At 60.8% G+C, this 14,167-nt stretch carries 18 protein-coding genes; 9 read left to right on the top strand and 9 right to left on the bottom strand.

The genetic code is table 11. From position 1 onward, the window contains the following. Positions 1-161: 161 nt before the first annotated feature. Positions 162-1,124: a thioredoxin-disulfide reductase gene (trxB, locus tag CI807_RS00755; protein ID WP_016976180.1), complete on the top strand. Its 963-nt coding sequence runs from the start codon at positions 162-164 to the stop codon at positions 1,122-1,124. 57 nt (positions 1,125-1,181) lie between these two features. Here trxB and CI807_RS00750 read toward each other — a convergent pair whose 3' ends face one another. From CI807_RS00750 to CI807_RS00725, 6 genes are read right to left on the bottom strand one after another with little or no spacing between them, the layout of a single operon-like run. After that, positions 1,182-1,520: a HopJ type III effector protein gene (locus tag CI807_RS00750; RefSeq protein ID WP_177409558.1), complete on the bottom strand. Its 339-nt coding sequence runs from the start codon at positions 1,518-1,520 to the stop codon at positions 1,182-1,184. Next, positions 1,513-1,809 carry a DUF1244 domain-containing protein gene (locus CI807_RS00745; protein WP_010206472.1) on the bottom strand — a complete coding sequence of 99 codons (297 nt, stop codon included), beginning with the start codon at positions 1,807-1,809 and terminating at the stop codon, positions 1,513-1,515. The genes CI807_RS00750 and CI807_RS00745 overlap by 8 nt, the downstream gene beginning before the upstream one ends. Before the next feature lie 23 nt (positions 1,810-1,832). Then, on the bottom strand, positions 1,833-2,204 hold the full coding sequence (folX, locus tag CI807_RS00740) for a dihydroneopterin triphosphate 2'-epimerase (protein ID WP_003176029.1): 372 nt from the start codon (positions 2,202-2,204) through the stop codon (positions 1,833-1,835). Positions 2,205-2,206: 2 nt separating this feature from the next. Beyond that, the gene (gene folE / locus CI807_RS00735) at positions 2,207-2,761 is read right to left on the bottom strand and encodes a GTP cyclohydrolase I FolE (RefSeq protein WP_033896195.1); all 555 of its coding nucleotides are present in this window, start codon (positions 2,759-2,761) and stop codon (positions 2,207-2,209) included. A 20-nt stretch (positions 2,762-2,781) separates the two neighbouring features. Continuing rightward, positions 2,782-3,492, bottom strand: a complete 711-nt coding sequence (gene folM, locus CI807_RS00730; RefSeq protein WP_095013505.1) for a dihydromonapterin reductase — start codon at positions 3,490-3,492, stop codon at positions 2,782-2,784. Positions 3,493-3,549: 57 nt separating this feature from the next. Continuing rightward, a complete protein-coding gene (locus CI807_RS00725; RefSeq protein ID WP_095013504.1) occupies positions 3,550-4,110 on the bottom strand; it encodes an antibiotic biosynthesis monooxygenase in 561 nt (186 codons plus the stop codon). Between the two features lie 215 nt (positions 4,111-4,325). Here CI807_RS00725 and CI807_RS00720 point away from each other — a divergent pair, with 215 nt between their 5' ends. Continuing rightward, positions 4,326-5,276: a MerR family transcriptional regulator gene (locus CI807_RS00720; RefSeq protein ID WP_095013503.1), complete on the top strand. Its 951-nt coding sequence runs from the start codon at positions 4,326-4,328 to the stop codon at positions 5,274-5,276. 2 nt (positions 5,277-5,278) lie between these two features. Here the strand turns inward: CI807_RS00720 and CI807_RS00715 are convergent, their stop codons facing one another. After that, positions 5,279-5,884, bottom strand: a complete 606-nt coding sequence (locus tag CI807_RS00715; protein ID WP_095013502.1) for a hypothetical protein — start codon at positions 5,882-5,884, stop codon at positions 5,279-5,281. Between the two features lie 58 nt (positions 5,885-5,942). Next, entirely contained in the window at positions 5,943-6,410 is a 468-nt protein-coding gene (locus CI807_RS00710) for a PAS domain-containing protein (protein WP_095013501.1), read from the bottom strand. A 130-nt stretch (positions 6,411-6,540) separates the two neighbouring features. Between CI807_RS00710 and CI807_RS00705 the strand changes: the two genes are divergently transcribed. Beyond that, positions 6,541-6,996, top strand: a complete 456-nt coding sequence (locus CI807_RS00705; RefSeq protein ID WP_095013500.1) for a flavodoxin — start codon at positions 6,541-6,543, stop codon at positions 6,994-6,996. On the opposite strand, the gene CI807_RS00700 is transcribed toward CI807_RS00705, so the two are convergent. After that, on the bottom strand, positions 6,977-7,873 hold the full coding sequence (locus CI807_RS00700) for a LysR family transcriptional regulator (RefSeq protein ID WP_095013499.1): 897 nt from the start codon (positions 7,871-7,873) through the stop codon (positions 6,977-6,979). The genes CI807_RS00705 and CI807_RS00700 overlap by 20 nt on opposite strands. Positions 7,874-7,971: 98 nt before the next feature. On the opposite strand from CI807_RS00700, the gene CI807_RS00695 reads away from it, so the two are divergent. The 6 genes from CI807_RS00695 (at position 7,972) to CI807_RS00670 (ending at position 14,149) form a co-directional block, all read left to right on the top strand. Next, positions 7,972-8,343 carry a CidA/LrgA family protein gene (locus CI807_RS00695; protein WP_095013498.1) on the top strand — a complete coding sequence of 124 codons (372 nt, stop codon included), beginning with the start codon at positions 7,972-7,974 and terminating at the stop codon, positions 8,341-8,343. Next, entirely contained in the window at positions 8,333-9,019 is a 687-nt protein-coding gene (locus CI807_RS00690; protein ID WP_038842213.1) for an LrgB family protein, read from the top strand. Before CI807_RS00695 ends, CI807_RS00690 begins: the two co-directional genes overlap by 11 nt. Positions 9,020-9,169: 150 nt before the next feature. Further along, on the top strand, positions 9,170-9,952 hold the full coding sequence (locus CI807_RS00685) for a class II aldolase/adducin family protein (RefSeq protein ID WP_095013497.1): 783 nt from the start codon (positions 9,170-9,172) through the stop codon (positions 9,950-9,952). Beyond that, complete coding sequence (locus tag CI807_RS00680) at positions 9,952-10,854, top strand: alpha/beta fold hydrolase (RefSeq protein ID WP_095013496.1); 903 nt, start codon at positions 9,952-9,954, stop codon at positions 10,852-10,854. Before CI807_RS00685 ends, CI807_RS00680 begins: the two co-directional genes overlap by 1 nt. A 117-nt stretch (positions 10,855-10,971) precedes the next feature. After that, positions 10,972-11,883, top strand: a complete 912-nt coding sequence (locus CI807_RS00675) for an SDR family oxidoreductase (protein WP_095013495.1) — start codon at positions 10,972-10,974, stop codon at positions 11,881-11,883. Between the two features lie 484 nt (positions 11,884-12,367). Continuing rightward, a complete protein-coding gene (locus tag CI807_RS00670) occupies positions 12,368-14,149 on the top strand; it encodes a DUF1302 domain-containing protein (RefSeq protein ID WP_095013494.1) in 1,782 nt (593 codons plus the stop codon). Positions 14,150-14,167 lie beyond the last annotated feature (18 nt).

Here is a 14,167-nt window from a genome sequence, read left to right as displayed (position 1 = left end):
ATGAGCTGGATTGTTATTCCGTATTTCCTTAATCTTGCCCCCCTCGATACGCTGCACCCATTATTTTTCAGGGTCTGCGAGTTGAAGCCTTCCCCAAGTGCTTCGTGGTCCCTTTTTTATTCCAGCCGCCTTGTAGTCTGGGTGGTCGATAGGAGTGAGTCATGTCTGATACCCGTCATTCGCGAGTGATTATCCTGGGTTCCGGCCCTGCCGGTTACAGCGCTGCGGTCTACGCTGCCCGTGCCAACCTCAAGCCGCTGCTGATCACTGGCATGCAGGCGGGTGGTCAACTGACCACCACCACCGAAGTCGACAACTGGCCAGGCGACGTCCACGGCCTGACCGGCCCGGTGCTGATGGAGCGCATGAAAGAACACGCTGAACGTTTTGAAACCGAGATCGTGTTTGACCACATCAACCAGGTCGACTTCTCCAAGAAGCCTTACAGCCTGACCGGCGACAGCGGCGTTTACACCTGTGACGCGCTGATCATCGCCACTGGCGCCAGCGCCCGCTACCTGGGCCTGCCATCGGAAGAAGCGTTCATGGGCAAAGGCGTTTCGGCCTGCGCGACCTGCGATGGTTTCTTCTACCGCAACAAGCCGGTCGCCGTAGTCGGTGGTGGCAACACCGCGGTGGAAGAAGCACTGTACCTGGCCAACATCGCCAGCACCGTGACCCTGGTTCACCGCCGCGAGACCTTCCGCGCCGAGAAGATCCTGATCGACAAGCTGCATGCCCGTGTGGCTGAAGGCAAGATCATCCTCAAGCTCAACGCCACCCTGGACGAAGTCCTGGGCGACAACATGGGCGTGACCGGTGCCCGCCTGAAGAACAACGACGGCAGCTTCGACGAGCTGAAAGTCGACGGCGTGTTCATCGCCATCGGCCACACCCCGAACACTTCGTTGTTCGAAGGTGTGCTGGAAGCCAAAGACGGTTACCTGGTGGTGCAGGGCGGCCGTGAAGGCAACGCGACTGCCACCAACATCGAAGGTATCTTCGCTGCCGGTGACGTGGCCGACCACGTCTACCGCCAGGCCATCACCTCGGCTGGCGCCGGTTGCATGGCGGCACTGGATGCCGAGCGTTACCTCGACGGTCTGCAGAACGCTTCGTTCTGAATCCGCTGAACTAAAAAAACCGGCTGCGAGGCCGGTTTTTTTATGAGCAGGATTTGATCAGCGACGGGTCAGTGGCTGTGCGCTGAACTTCACGCCGGCCAATCCATTCGCAATCAGCGCACGGATGTTGCCGTGGTCACTGCCCTTAGGCGTCGCCACTACCGAGCGGTAATGCTCACCAAACGCCAGCAGTGCTTCCTGATCGCTCAGACCCTCCAGTAGCGCCAGGCCCAGGGTCTTGCACGATCCTTCGTTCTGCCCGGCAGCGTTTTCCACGTCGCCGTTGGTAAAGGCTTGCGGCTGATAGTCGTAACCAGCAGCGACAAACGCCAGGGTATCGGCAAAAACATGTTCGCCACTGTTGAGGCTGGCGCGCAGGGTGTTCAAATCAGTCATGGGTTTTTCCTTTGGCGAACGCCGCCTGTTGGTCGGCGCTGGCTTCTTTCTGGTATTGGGCTTTCCACTCGGCGTACGGCATGCCGTACACCACTTCACGGGCGTCATCGAGGCTTAGCTCGATCTGGCGCTCGTCCGCCTCGGCCTTGTACCACTTGGACAAGCAGTTGCGGCAGAAGCCCGAGAGGTTCATCAGGTCGATGTTCTGCACATCCTTGCGGCTGTCCAGGTGCGCCACCAGCCGGCGGAAGGCGGCGGCTTCGAGTTCGAGGCGTTGTTGGTCGTTCATAGGGCTCACTGACAATTCAGGGGTTAACGGCTGGCCGCCAGGGTAATCGAAACCGACTCGGCAAAGCGCAAGGCATGGGGCTTGTCCACTTCGACTTCGGCGTACAGCACAGACTCATTGCTCATCACCAGGTCCAGCAGCTCCTGGGTCAGGCGCTCCAGCAGGGCAAAGCGGTTGCCCTCGACGTGGGCGATGATCGCCTTGGTGATGGTGCGGTAGTTCAGCGCATGATCAATGTCGTTGTCGCGCACGGCTTCCTGGGCGGCATACAGGATGGTCAGGTTGATCAGCACATCCTGCTTGTTGAGGATCTCGTCCTCGTTGATGCCGATGTACGTGCGCAGGCACAGGTCCTTGACCCGGATGCGCGCCATGCCTGGTTGAAGTTGTGGCATTGCTACTTGCTCCGTCCGATCAGTTGCAGGAACTCCATGCGCGTGGTGTTCGACTCGCGGAACGCGCCGAGCATCACCGAGGTGTTCATGGTTGAATTCTGTTTTTCCACGCCGCGCATCATCATGCACATGTGCTGGGCTTCGATCACCACGGCCACGCCGGCAGCCTGGGTCACGTCCTGGATCGCGTCGGCGATCTGCCGCGTGAGGTTTTCCTGGATCTGCAGGCGCCGGGCGAACATGTCGACGATGCGCGCCAGCTTGGACAGGCCCAGCACCTTGCCGGTGGGGATATAGGCCACATGGGCCTTGCCGATGAAGGGCAGCAGGTGGTGCTCGCACAACGAGTACAACTCGATGTCCTTGAGGATCACCATCTCGTCATTGTCGGAGGTGAACAGCGCACCGTTGACGATCGTTTCCAGGCTCTGCTCGTAGCCGTGACACAGGTACTGCATGGCCTTGGCGGCGCGCTTTGGGGTGTCGAGCAAGCCTTCGCGCTCCGGGTCTTCGCCCAGGCCTTTGAGGATCTCGCGGTAGTGATGGGGCAGGGTCATACAACATCCTCACAAACGGCTTACTTGATATGCCGCCCGCCGTTGACGGTCAGGGTGGTACCGGTGACATAGGGGTTATCCAGCAAATAGCGCACGCTCTGGTAGATCACCTCGGGGCCGGGTTCGATGCCCAGTGCCGACTTGGCCAGTACCTTGGCGCGGTAGGCTGCGTCGTCGCCGTCGTTGAACATCACCATCGCCGGAGCAATGCCATTGACCTTGATCTGCGGAGCGAACTGCGCGGCAAACGACAACGTGAGGCTGTCGAGGCCGGCCTTGGTGGCGCAATAGGCAATGTGCTGGCGGCTGCCCTTGCGCACCACGTCATCGCTGATATGCACGATGTCGGCGGGGGAAGAGCGTTGCAGCAAAGGTGAACAATGCAGGTTGATCAAGTACGGCGCAAGCATGTGCACGCTGAACATGTCGGTAAAGGCGCGACTTTCTTCGTCGGGCGTTTCGGCGATCCAGGCCGAGGCGTTGTGGATGATCGCGCGCAGGCTCTGGGTATGGGTGTTCAGTTCAGCGATAAACGCCAGGATGCCGGCCTCGCTGGAGAAATCGGCAAACACCCCGATCGCCCCGCGCTCGCGCAGGGCCTGTACGCCGGGCCGTTCGCTGCGGTAGCTGAAAATCACTGGGTGGCCGTCGTCCAGCAGGCGCAGGGCGCAATGCAGGCCGACCCGCTGGCCGGCGCCGGTGATCAGGATCGGGGCGTTCGTTGCAGTCATGGGAGGCTCAAGTCGCTGGCAGATTGAAACTATACCAGCGACCGGGCGCCCCTGTACTCAAGCAGCGGCTTCGCCGGCCTTACGTGGGGTCGGAACAGGATGCAGCCAATTGGCCAACAGATGGGTCGACAGCGGGATGAACCAATACACCATCAGAGGCGTAAGGGCCATGGTGCTGACCAGTACGCGCGGCGCCAGGTCGAGCCCATTGAGCAAGGGACCCAGGACAAAGTTGAACAGCAGCGACACCGGGAAAAACGCCAGCCAGATCGCCACCGCCTGCTTCCAGCGCGGCGGGCGCGCGCCGACTGCGCCAAACCAGCCATCGATACCGCGTACACGGTGCTCGGACGGGTTGGCAAACAGCTCGCTGCCACGGCTCAACCAGGTACTGCGCGAGGCCGAAAATTCCCAGGCATGCAGGGTCTTTTCATCGGCAAAGCGGAAAATGATCTGGAATTCATCATCGTTGGGCGGCGGTGCAAGGACGCCTGAACCCAGGTAACCGGGGAAGTCCGTGGCCAATTGCTCGCCTTCGCGCAGCCAGGTCATCAGTTCTTCATAGCGACCCTTGGCCACGCGGCGCGCAACCATCAGGGTGACGGGAGAGGTAGACATTGTGTATCTCCAAATAAGCGAGTGCGCTGGGCCGGGTAGGCGGCACACGAACGAGGCTGCGGGGTGTTGCAGCGACGTAGAAAAAACAGGCAAGGATTATTCCTGTTTTAGCGAAATACGCCAGATACTTTGGTCGGCTCGTCGTGCTCCTTGAATCGTTCAGTCGAAAAAGCGTTAAATGGGATCCAAACCGACACGGATGTTTTTGACCTCTGATGCCCGAAACTATTGCTCTTCAGCGCGAAACGACCTCTGACAGCCGCACCGTTTCCGATGATCTTTTTCCGATCCGCGAAGTCGCTCGGCTGACCGGCGTCAACCCGGTGACCTTGCGCGCCTGGGAACGGCGCTACGGTCTTATCCAGCCTACCCGCACCGAAAGCGGGCATCGGCTGTACTCGCGCACAGACATCGACACCGTACACCGGATTCTCGACTGGATTGAACGCGGTGTGGCGGTGAGCAAAGTGGGCCGGATCCTGGCGCGCGACGCGTTGTTCAGCGAACCGGATGCCGCCCCCGGCGCGGAAGTGGAGTGGGAGCAGTGGCACGGGCAATTGCGCCAGGCAATCAGCGCGTTCGATGACCGCCAATTGGACCGTTTGTACGGCCAGATCTTTTCCGCCTATCCCCTCGCCGTGGTGTTCCAGGACATTCTCATGCCGCTCTGGCAGGCGATATTGCGTCACCAAGGCCGCTTCGGCCAGGCCAGCGAGTGGTTGTTCTTTGATAATTTCCTGCGCTCGCGTACGGCGCAACGTTTGCAGATGGCTGCTGCTGCGCCGGGGCCCCGGGTATTGCTGGCCGCCGTTGCCGGGGAGTGCCGCGAGCTGGAGTTGCTGGTCGCGGGGTTGTTGATGTCTGGGGAAAAACAAGCGGTCAAGGTCTTGGGCGTGGGCCAGCCATTCGATGAGTTGACGCTGATCTGTGAAAAGACCCAGCCCCAAGCCTTGGTGCTGTTTTCCAATCGCGCCCCCAGCAGCGAGCTGCCGCTGCGGCTCAAGCGTCTGGCGCTGACCCTGGATTGCCCGTTGTTGTTGGCCGGTGATGCAGCGGACTTGGCGCAGGAAAGCCTCGCCGGGTCATCAATCGGCTGCCTGGGTAATGAAGGCCGGTTGATGCAGCGCCGCTTGCAGCAGTTTCTGGGCGGTGGCCTGGATACCTGATCTCAGGCGTGGACTTCAGGATGGACCAGGCGGTGCTGGTGCAGGATGAACTGGCGCAGGCGCTCGGTTTCGTCGACGTCGCCCTGGCTCAGCCGATAAGCGAACAGCCCGCGTGCAGTTTCCCGTTCGAAGGTTCCGCGCAACGCAATGCGCTCGTAACCTGAAGGACTGAACCACAGGGAAAAGGTTTTCGGCGGCTTGACCCGGCCCCGAATCTCCACCAGCACACCCTTGAACGACACTTCATGCACCCACAGCGCGCCCGGGTTACCCCTGACATTTTCCAACGCCACGGGAGCCTCCAGCGCCAGGCGCCACGGCCGAATCATCGGCCCGTCTTCGAAAATGCTCGGTACGCCCAGACGTAAGTGGACTGCATGAAACTCGTCTTCCACCAAGTGCAACGGGAAGGTCAGTTGCTGGTTGTCGAATTGCGCCTGGAGGGTGACATGGTCATGAGCGGCGAGCCGGGTCAGCAAGTCGCGAATCTGCGCACCGCCGTTGACGGTCAGGCTCGACGACGCATCCCGCAGGTTCAGTTGCGGGTTGTGTTGCATATTCTGAATGAAGTCCAGTTCATCCTGGGTCAGAAGCGCGTCACGCTGCATCGCTCGTGCTCATTAGGGGGTATTAAAATGCCATTATCCCCCCTAATGACCGCATTTTCTAAATTTTGTTAGATCCACTCGTCGCTTTGAGCACCGCCAGTTCAGCCTTGACCTGCGCCAGTTCGGTCTCCAGTTGGGCGACGCGCTGCTGGGCTTTGACTTGCAGGGTGACGTCCTTTTGCACACCGACGAAGTACGTCTGTTTGTCCGCGTCGTTGTACACCGACGACAGCGACAGCTCGTTCCAGAAGTGGGTGCCGTCCTTGCGGTAGTTGCGCAGGATTTCCCGGCAAGCCCCGCCACTTTCCATCGCTTCCCGAATCGCCATCAGCGCAGGCTGGTCACGGTCGCCCGATTGCAGGAAACGGCAATCCTGATAGAGGATTTCATCCAGGGTGTAGCCGGTCAGGCGCTCGAATGCCGGATTGACGTAGATCAGCGGCTTGTCTTTACCTTCACGCTCGGCGACGACGATGCCGTCATTGGAGGCATTGACGACCAGTTGCATCAGCTTGGCGTTAATCATTGAGCGGTCCATGGCTTGTATTTTGGAGTTTGCAGTTTATGGCAAGCGGTGAATGTTGCACGGGCTGCGCCGAAATATTTGCCTTAGCTGTTAATATCCCAGGCTTTCGCTCAACTACAGGATCAGATTGATGAAAGTCGCCATCCTTTCCGGCTCGGTCTACGGCACCGCTGAAGAAGTCGCCCGCCACGCCGCCGACATTCTCAAGGCCGCCGGCTTCGAGGCCTGGCACAACCCGCGCGCCAGCCTGGCGGATGTGCAAGCCTTCGGCCCCGAGGCTTTCCTTGCGGTGACATCCACCACCGGCATGGGCGAGTTGCCCGACAACCTGCAACCCTTGTATTCGACTATTCGCGACCAACTGCCCGCCGCCTGGCGCGGCCTGCCCGGCGCGGTGATCGGCCTGGGCGACGCCAGCTATGGCGACACCTTCTGCGGCGGCGGCGAGCAAATGCGCGAGCTGTTTGGCGAACTCGGCGTGCGCGAAGTGCTGCCGATGCTGCGCCTGGACGCCAGCGAAAGCGTCACCCCGGAAGCCGACGCCGAACCGTGGCTGGCCGAGTTGGTCACTGCACTGCGCGGCTGACCGGAAATTCCCGCAGCAACGCCAGCCAGGCCTGGGCGGCTTTCGACAGATAGGCGCCCGCACGCCAGGTAAACGCGATGTCCCAGCGCAGGTCGTCGGGCGCCTTGAGCGTCAGGCGCACCACGCCCGGTCGCACCAACCCACGGGCGACCACGCTGGGCAGCAGCACCACGCCCTGGCCGGCCGCGACGAGGGCGGCGAGGAAGTCTGCCTGGCCGCTACGGCCGATTTCCCTCGGGGTGAAGCCCACCTGCTGGCAGGCCTGGATCAGCCGATCATTGAGCACAAAGCTGCGCTGGTACATCAGGAACGGCGTGTCCGCCAGTTCCTCCAGGCGCACCTGGGCGTTCTGTGCCAGCGGGTGATCCATCGGCAGCAAGGCGTCGAGCGGCTCATCGCAGAAGGCTTGCCGGGCGAAGGCTGGATCACTGGAATTCAGGCAGCCACCCACATCCAGTTCACCATTGAGAATCGCCTGTTCGATCGTGCGGCTACCGCCTTCCAGCAACTGGATGGTGACCTTCGGGTAGCGCCTGCGGTACTCGGCAAACAGTCCCGCAAACAACGTGTCCCCCGCCAATAGCGGCAGGCCCAGGCGCAACTCGCCGCGGGCCAGTTGCTGCATGTCATCCAGCTCACTCAGCAATTCCGTCTGCAAGCGCAGCATGGCTTCAGCCCGTAGCAGCACCACTTCTCCAGCGGCGGTCAGGCGGATGTGTGAGCCGGTGCGCTCCAACAGCGGTGTGCCCAGGCTCTGCTCCAGTTGCGCCACTTGTTTGCTGACGGCGGATTGACTGATGTGCAGCGTTTTTCCCGCTTGAGTGAAGCCACCGCGGTGGATCACTTCGACAAAACTGCGCAGCTGTTTGAATTCCATGATCAGGATTCCCATTTGGAATAGCTGGCAGTCTAACAATTCGCTGTGGGGATGGGGTGTGCCTCTCTAAAATGAAGGCCTGCGAGGAACCAAAGCCCATGAAGCGTTTCACCCGTCTATTGATTGAACTGGTCGTGCTGTTGGCCATTTACCTGCTCGGTTGCCAACTGGCCGTGTGGCTGGCGTTGCCGATTCCTGGCGGCGTGGTGGGCCTGGGCCTGCTGCTGGCAACGTTCGCCAGCGGCCTGGTCAAACCGGCGGCCCTGCAATTGGGCGCCGGTGTGTTGATGGCTGAAATGTTGCTGTTCTTCATTCCTGCGCTGATGAGCCTGCTGGACTACGGCGGCCTGTTGCGCAATGACGGCTGGCGCATCCTGCTGGTGATTGGCTTCAGCACCTTGGCGGTGATGCTGGTGACCGCGTTTACCGTCGAACTGGTGTGCCGCTGGAGGCTGCGCCATGAAGCTTGAGCTGATGCCAGTGTTCTGGCTCGCCTTGACCTTGGGTGCGTACATTTTCAGCCGTTGGATCTACCGTCGCACCGGGCGTTACCTGTTGTCGCCGCTGATCCTGGTGCCGGTACTCTTGCTGGCCGTGGCGGTGCCGATGAACACCGCCTACGCCGAATACTCCGCTGACACCCATTGGTTGATGCTGGTGCTGGGCCCGGTGACCGTGGCCTTCGCGGTGCCGATCTGGCAGCAGCGCACGTTGCTGGCGCGATACTGGTCGGCCTTGTTGCTGGGCATGATCGCCGGCAGCGTGGCCTCCATCGCCACCTCATTCGGCTTGGCCAAAGCGCTGGCGTTGGACACCTCGGTGACGATGTCCCTGGTGCCGCGCTCCATCACCACACCGTTCGCCATGCCCGTGTCGTCCGACCTGGGTGGCGTGCCGGAACTGACGGCCGTGTTCGTGATGTTCACCGGTGTGTTCGGCGCCATGCTCGGCGGTGTGCTGCTCAAGTGGTTGCCATTGCGCACACCCTTGGCGCGCGGCGCGCTGTTCGGCGTGGGCGCTCACGGCGCGGGCGTGAGCCGAGCACACGAAGTGGGCGGTGAAGAGGGCTCCGTCGCGGGCTTGGTGATGGTGTTGACGGGCTTGCTCAACCTGTTCGCCGCGCCTTTATTGGCGGCACTTCTCTGACGTCGCGTGTACGGATTTCAACTATTCTCAACGCTGACTCGTACGGTCATCAAGCTGGCTGCCAAGGCAACTACGGCGGCCACGGCGTCTGACTAGACTGGCCCATCACTCAAAAAAACAACAAGAAAATGCGCCAAGGAGGTCGTTGCCGTGAGCCTAGCCCCCGTTCTATCGTCACAGAATGTCAAAGATCAGGTCAGCGCTGCCGAATGGCAGACCCGTGTCGACTTGGCTGCCTGCTATCGCCTGGTGGCGATGCATGGTTGGGATGACCTGATCTTCACCCACATCTCGGCCAAGGTGCCGGGCACTGATGACTTCCTGATCAACCCCTACGGCCTCATGTTCCACGAGATCACCGCGTCGAGCCTGGTCAAGGTCGACCAGGCCGGCAACAAGCTGATGGACAGCCCCTACGAGATCAACCCGGCGGGCTACACCATTCACAGCGCCATCCACGAAGTGCGCCACGACGTGACCTGCGTGCTGCACACCCACACCGCTGCCGGTGTGGCGGTGGCGGCGCAGAAGCAAGGCGTGTTGCCGATCAGCCAGCAATCGATATTCGTGCTGTCGAGCCTGGCCTATCACGCCTACGAAGGCGTGGCGCTGAATCACGAAGAGAAGGCCCGCCTGCAGGCCGATCTGGGTGACAACAACTTCCTGATGCTGCACAACCATGGCCTGCTGACCTGCGGCAGCACCATTGCCGATACCTTTTTGATGATGTTCACGTTCCAGCGCGCCTGCGATATCCAAGTGCTGGCGCAAAACGGTGGTGCTGAATTGATCAGCATCGGCCCGCAGATTCTCGCTGGCGCCAAGGCGATGGTGGCGGCTGTCACAAAGAGCGCACAAGGTATGGGGGGCGCGCTGGCCTGGCCGGCGTTGCTGCGCAAGCTGGACACTCAAGATCCTGGGTATAGAAGCTGATGCCACTCGCCGAGATCCCGCTGAGAGCCTGGCGCAAACGCAGCCAAACGTTCGACTTCCATGGCCGCACCATCCGGTATTGGGTGGCGGGGCAGGGCGAGCCGTTGCTGCTGATCCATGGCTTTCCCACCGCCAGTTGGGACTGGCACTACGTGTGGCAGCCCTTGGCCCAGCGCAACTTGGTGATCGCCTGCGACATGCTCGGTTTCGGCGACTCGGCCAAGCCACTCGACCACGGTTACTGCCTGCTGGAGCAGGCGGATTTGCAACAAGCCCTGCTGGAACATTTGCGCGTGGAGCAGCCGGTGCATGTGCTGGCCCACGACTACGGTGACAGCGTCGCCCAAGAACTGCTGGCCCGGCACTACGAAGGGCGCTTTCAGATGGCCAGCTGTGTGTTTCTCAACGGTGGGCTGTTTCCCGAAACCCATCGCCCGGCGCTGGTACAGAAGCTCTTGCTGAGCCCACTGGGTTGGATGATCGGTCGTGCCTTTGGGCGCAATGCCTTGGCGAACAGTTTCAGCCAGATCTTCGGCCCCAACACCCGCCCCAGCGAAAGCGCTCTGGATGATTTCTGGAGCCTGATCGACTGCCATGACGGCACGCGCATCCTGCACAAACTCATTGCCTACATCCCTCAACGCCGCCGTATGCGTGAGCGTTGGGTGGCAGCGATGCAACAGGGCGATGTGCCGCTACGGGTGATCGATGGCGAAATCGACCCGATTTCGGGCGCTCATATGGTGGAGCGTTACCGCGAGTTGGTGCCCCACGCCGACACGGTGCTGCTGGCCAACATCGGCCACTACCCACAGATCGAGGCGCCGGTGCAGGTGCTCAAACACTACCTGGCGTTTCGTGACCGGATTGGGCAGCCGACACCGCGGTTGGCCTATTCCTGAGCTGACGATTATCCCCCAGCCTTATCGAACACCATTCAGCCCTGGCCGGCTTTATTGTGACCAGCGCCCCCTTGCCTGACACTCGATCTATTCCCATTGTCGCCATTGGAGTTCGGTATGAGTGAATCAGTGCAGTTCCAGGATAAGGTCGTGATCGTCACCGGTGCCGGCGGCGGATTGGGCCGGGCGCATGCGCTGCTGTTCGCCAAACATGGCGCCAAGGTGCTGGTCAACGACCTGGGCGGTTCCACCCAGGGCGAAGGCGCCAATGCCTCGGCTGCCGACCGTGTGGTGGCGCAGATCCGCGAAGCTGGCGGTATTGCTGAAGCCAACCATGACTCTGTCACCGACGGTGACAAGATTGTGCAGAACGCCCTCGATGCGTTTGGCCGTGTCGATGTGGTGGTCAACAACGCGGGCATCCTGCGCGACAAGACCTTCCACAAAATGGACGACAGCGACTGGGACCTGGTTTACCGGGTGCATGTCGAAGGCGCCTACAAAGTCACCCGCGCCGCCTGGCCCCATCTGCGCGAGCAGGGTTACGGTCGGGTGATCTTTACCGCGTCCACCTCAGGCATCTACGGCAACTTTGGCCAGTCCAACTACGGCATGGCCAAGCTGGGTCTGTACGGCCTGACGCGCACTCTGGCGCTGGAAGGCCGCAAAAACAACATCCTGGTCAACGCCATCGCCCCAACGGGCGGCACGCGGATGACCGAAGGCCTGATCCCTCCGCAGGTGTTCGAGCGGCTCAAGCCGGAACTGGTCAGCCCGCTGGTGGTTTACCTGGGCAGCGACGCCTGCCAGGAAACCTCGGGGCTGTTTGAAGTGGGCGGTGGCTGGATCGGCAAGACCCGCTGGGAGCGCAGCCTGGGCGTGGGCTTTGATCCGGAGGCCGGCTTCTCGCCCGAAGACGTGGCGGCGCATTGGCAGCAGATTTGCGACTTCGAAGGGGCGGCTCACCCCAAGGACAACATCGAGGCGTTGAAGGAGATGATGGCCAATTTGCAGAAATTCAGCCTGTGATCGTTGCTTGAATAAGCTTGAATCCTACGGGGCGCTGAGGGCGCCCCGTTTTATTCCAGGCATAAAAAAGGCCGCTGCATAGGCAGCGGCCGAAGTAAGACGTTGGATCAAGGAGCGACAAATCAACGTCAGTGAACACGGGTAACAGACTGAAAACAGGCATCAATCCATTTGAATCTGGCTTTTCTTCCGGTTGTGGAAACGGGCCGTTTGCCCTGAAAGCCCGGTAAGAATAGCCGCTTGTAACAAAATGAGTAATGCCGATTCGTGACAAGGACTGTTGCACAATAAGCAACAGTTTCAGCGCTCTCCATACATTCCCCTGATAAGCCACCATCCACCCAATGCATGCCTGTGCCCCAAGCCCAGGCCAGAGCGCCCTGTCATCCTTTCGGGCGACAACACGAATCCCTCCTTGGTGCGCTTATCGCTCCTGATGGGCGGCAGTAGGGTGGGGCCTTCTGTCACTCACCGGGGAAGACGCATGACAAGAACAACAATGCGCGCCATCTTCAGGCCACAGGCGCTGGCCGCTGCGGTTGCGTTGGGGTGCTGTGCCCAGGCACAGGCTGTTTCGTTCAACATTGGCGAGATCGAAGGGCAATTCGATTCCTCGCTGTCGGTGGGCGCGAGCTGGGGCATGCGCGACGCCGATAAAAAGCTGGTGGGCACGGTCAATGGCGGCACCGGCCAGGCGTCTACCGGTGATGACGGTCGCTTGAATTTCAAGAAGGGCGAGACCTTCTCCAAGATTTTCAAGGGCCTGCACGACCTGGAATTGAAGTACGGCGACACAGGCGTGTTCGTGCGCGGCAAGTACTGGTACGACTTCGAACTGAAGGACGAAGACCGCGAGTTCAAACAGATCAGCGACCACAACCGCAAGGAAGGCGCCAAATCCAGCGGTGCGCAGATCCTCGATGCCTTCGTCTACCACAACTATTCGCTGGGTGACCTGCCGGGCACCGTGCGCGCCGGTAAGCAGGTGGTCAGTTGGGGGGAAAGTACCTTCATCGGCAACTCCATCAACAGTATCAACCCGATTGACGTTTCCGCCTTCCGTCGTCCGGGCGCCGAGATCAAGGAAGGGTTGATTCCGGTCAACATGCTGTTTGCTTCACAAAGCCTGACCAACCAACTGACTGTTGAAGGTTTCTACCAGTTGGAGTGGGACCAGACGGTGCTGGATAACTGCGGCACTTTCTTTGGTGGCGATGTGGCGGCGGACGGTTGCACCAATAACTACACGGTGGGCAACCCGGCGATTGCGCCCTTGCAGCCGATTGCAGCGGCACGCGGCCAAGGCTTCGTGGTGACTCGCGAAGGCGTGGTGGTACAGCGTGCAGGCGACCGTGATGCGCGGGATTCCGGCCAGTTCGGTGCCGCGTTGCGTTGGCTGGGCGATGACACCGAGTACGGTCTGTATTTCATGAATTACCACAGCCGCACGCCGACCGTGGGCACGATCACGGCCAACACCAATCTCGCGACTATCGGGGGTATCGCCGCTGCCGCGCCTGCCGGTTTTGGTTCTGCCCTGGCCCAGAGCACCATGCTCGGTCGCGGCCAGTACTACCTCGATTACCCTGAAGATATCCGCCTGTTCGGCGCCAGCTTCTCCACCACCTTGCCCACCGGCACGGCGTGGACCGGAGAAATCAGCTACCGGCCCAATGCCCCGGTACAACTCAACACCACCGACCTGACCCTGGCCCTGATCAACCCGATCGCCGGCCAAACGGCCTCACCTATTCGCAGCAACTTCGGCTCCGACAACAAAGGCTACCGCCGCAAGGAAATCACCCAGATCCAGAGCACCATGACCCAGTTTTTCGACCAGGTGCTGGGCGCTGAACGCCTCACGGTCGTCGGTGAAGCGGCCATCGTGCACGTTGCAGGCCTGGAAGATAAATCCAAACTGCGTTACGGCCGCGACTCGGTGTACGGCGCCTACGGGTTTCAGGGTGACACCGACGGTTTTGTCACCTCCACCGCCTGGGGTTACCGCGCCCGGGCAATCCTGGACTACAACAACGTGATCGCCGGGATCAACCTCAAGCCCAACCTGTCCTGGTCCCATGATGTGGCCGGCTACGGCCCCAATGGCCTGTTCAACAAAGGCGCCAAGGCGATCAGCGTCGGCGTGGATGCGGACTATCGCAACACCTACACCGCCAGCCTCAGTTACACCGACTTTTTCGGCGGCGACTACAACACCCTGACCGACCGCGACTTCCTCGCGCTCAGCTTCGGCGTCAACTTCTGATCTGGCTTAAAGAAGGAC

Origin of the sequence: Pseudomonas sp. NS1(2017) (assembly GCF_002269425.1) — a bacterium.
GTDB lineage: Bacteria > Pseudomonadota > Gammaproteobacteria > Pseudomonadales > Pseudomonadaceae > Aquipseudomonas > Aquipseudomonas reactans.
Note: the sequence above shows the minus strand (reverse complement) of the source record. Positions and strands in the feature narration are given on the sequence as shown.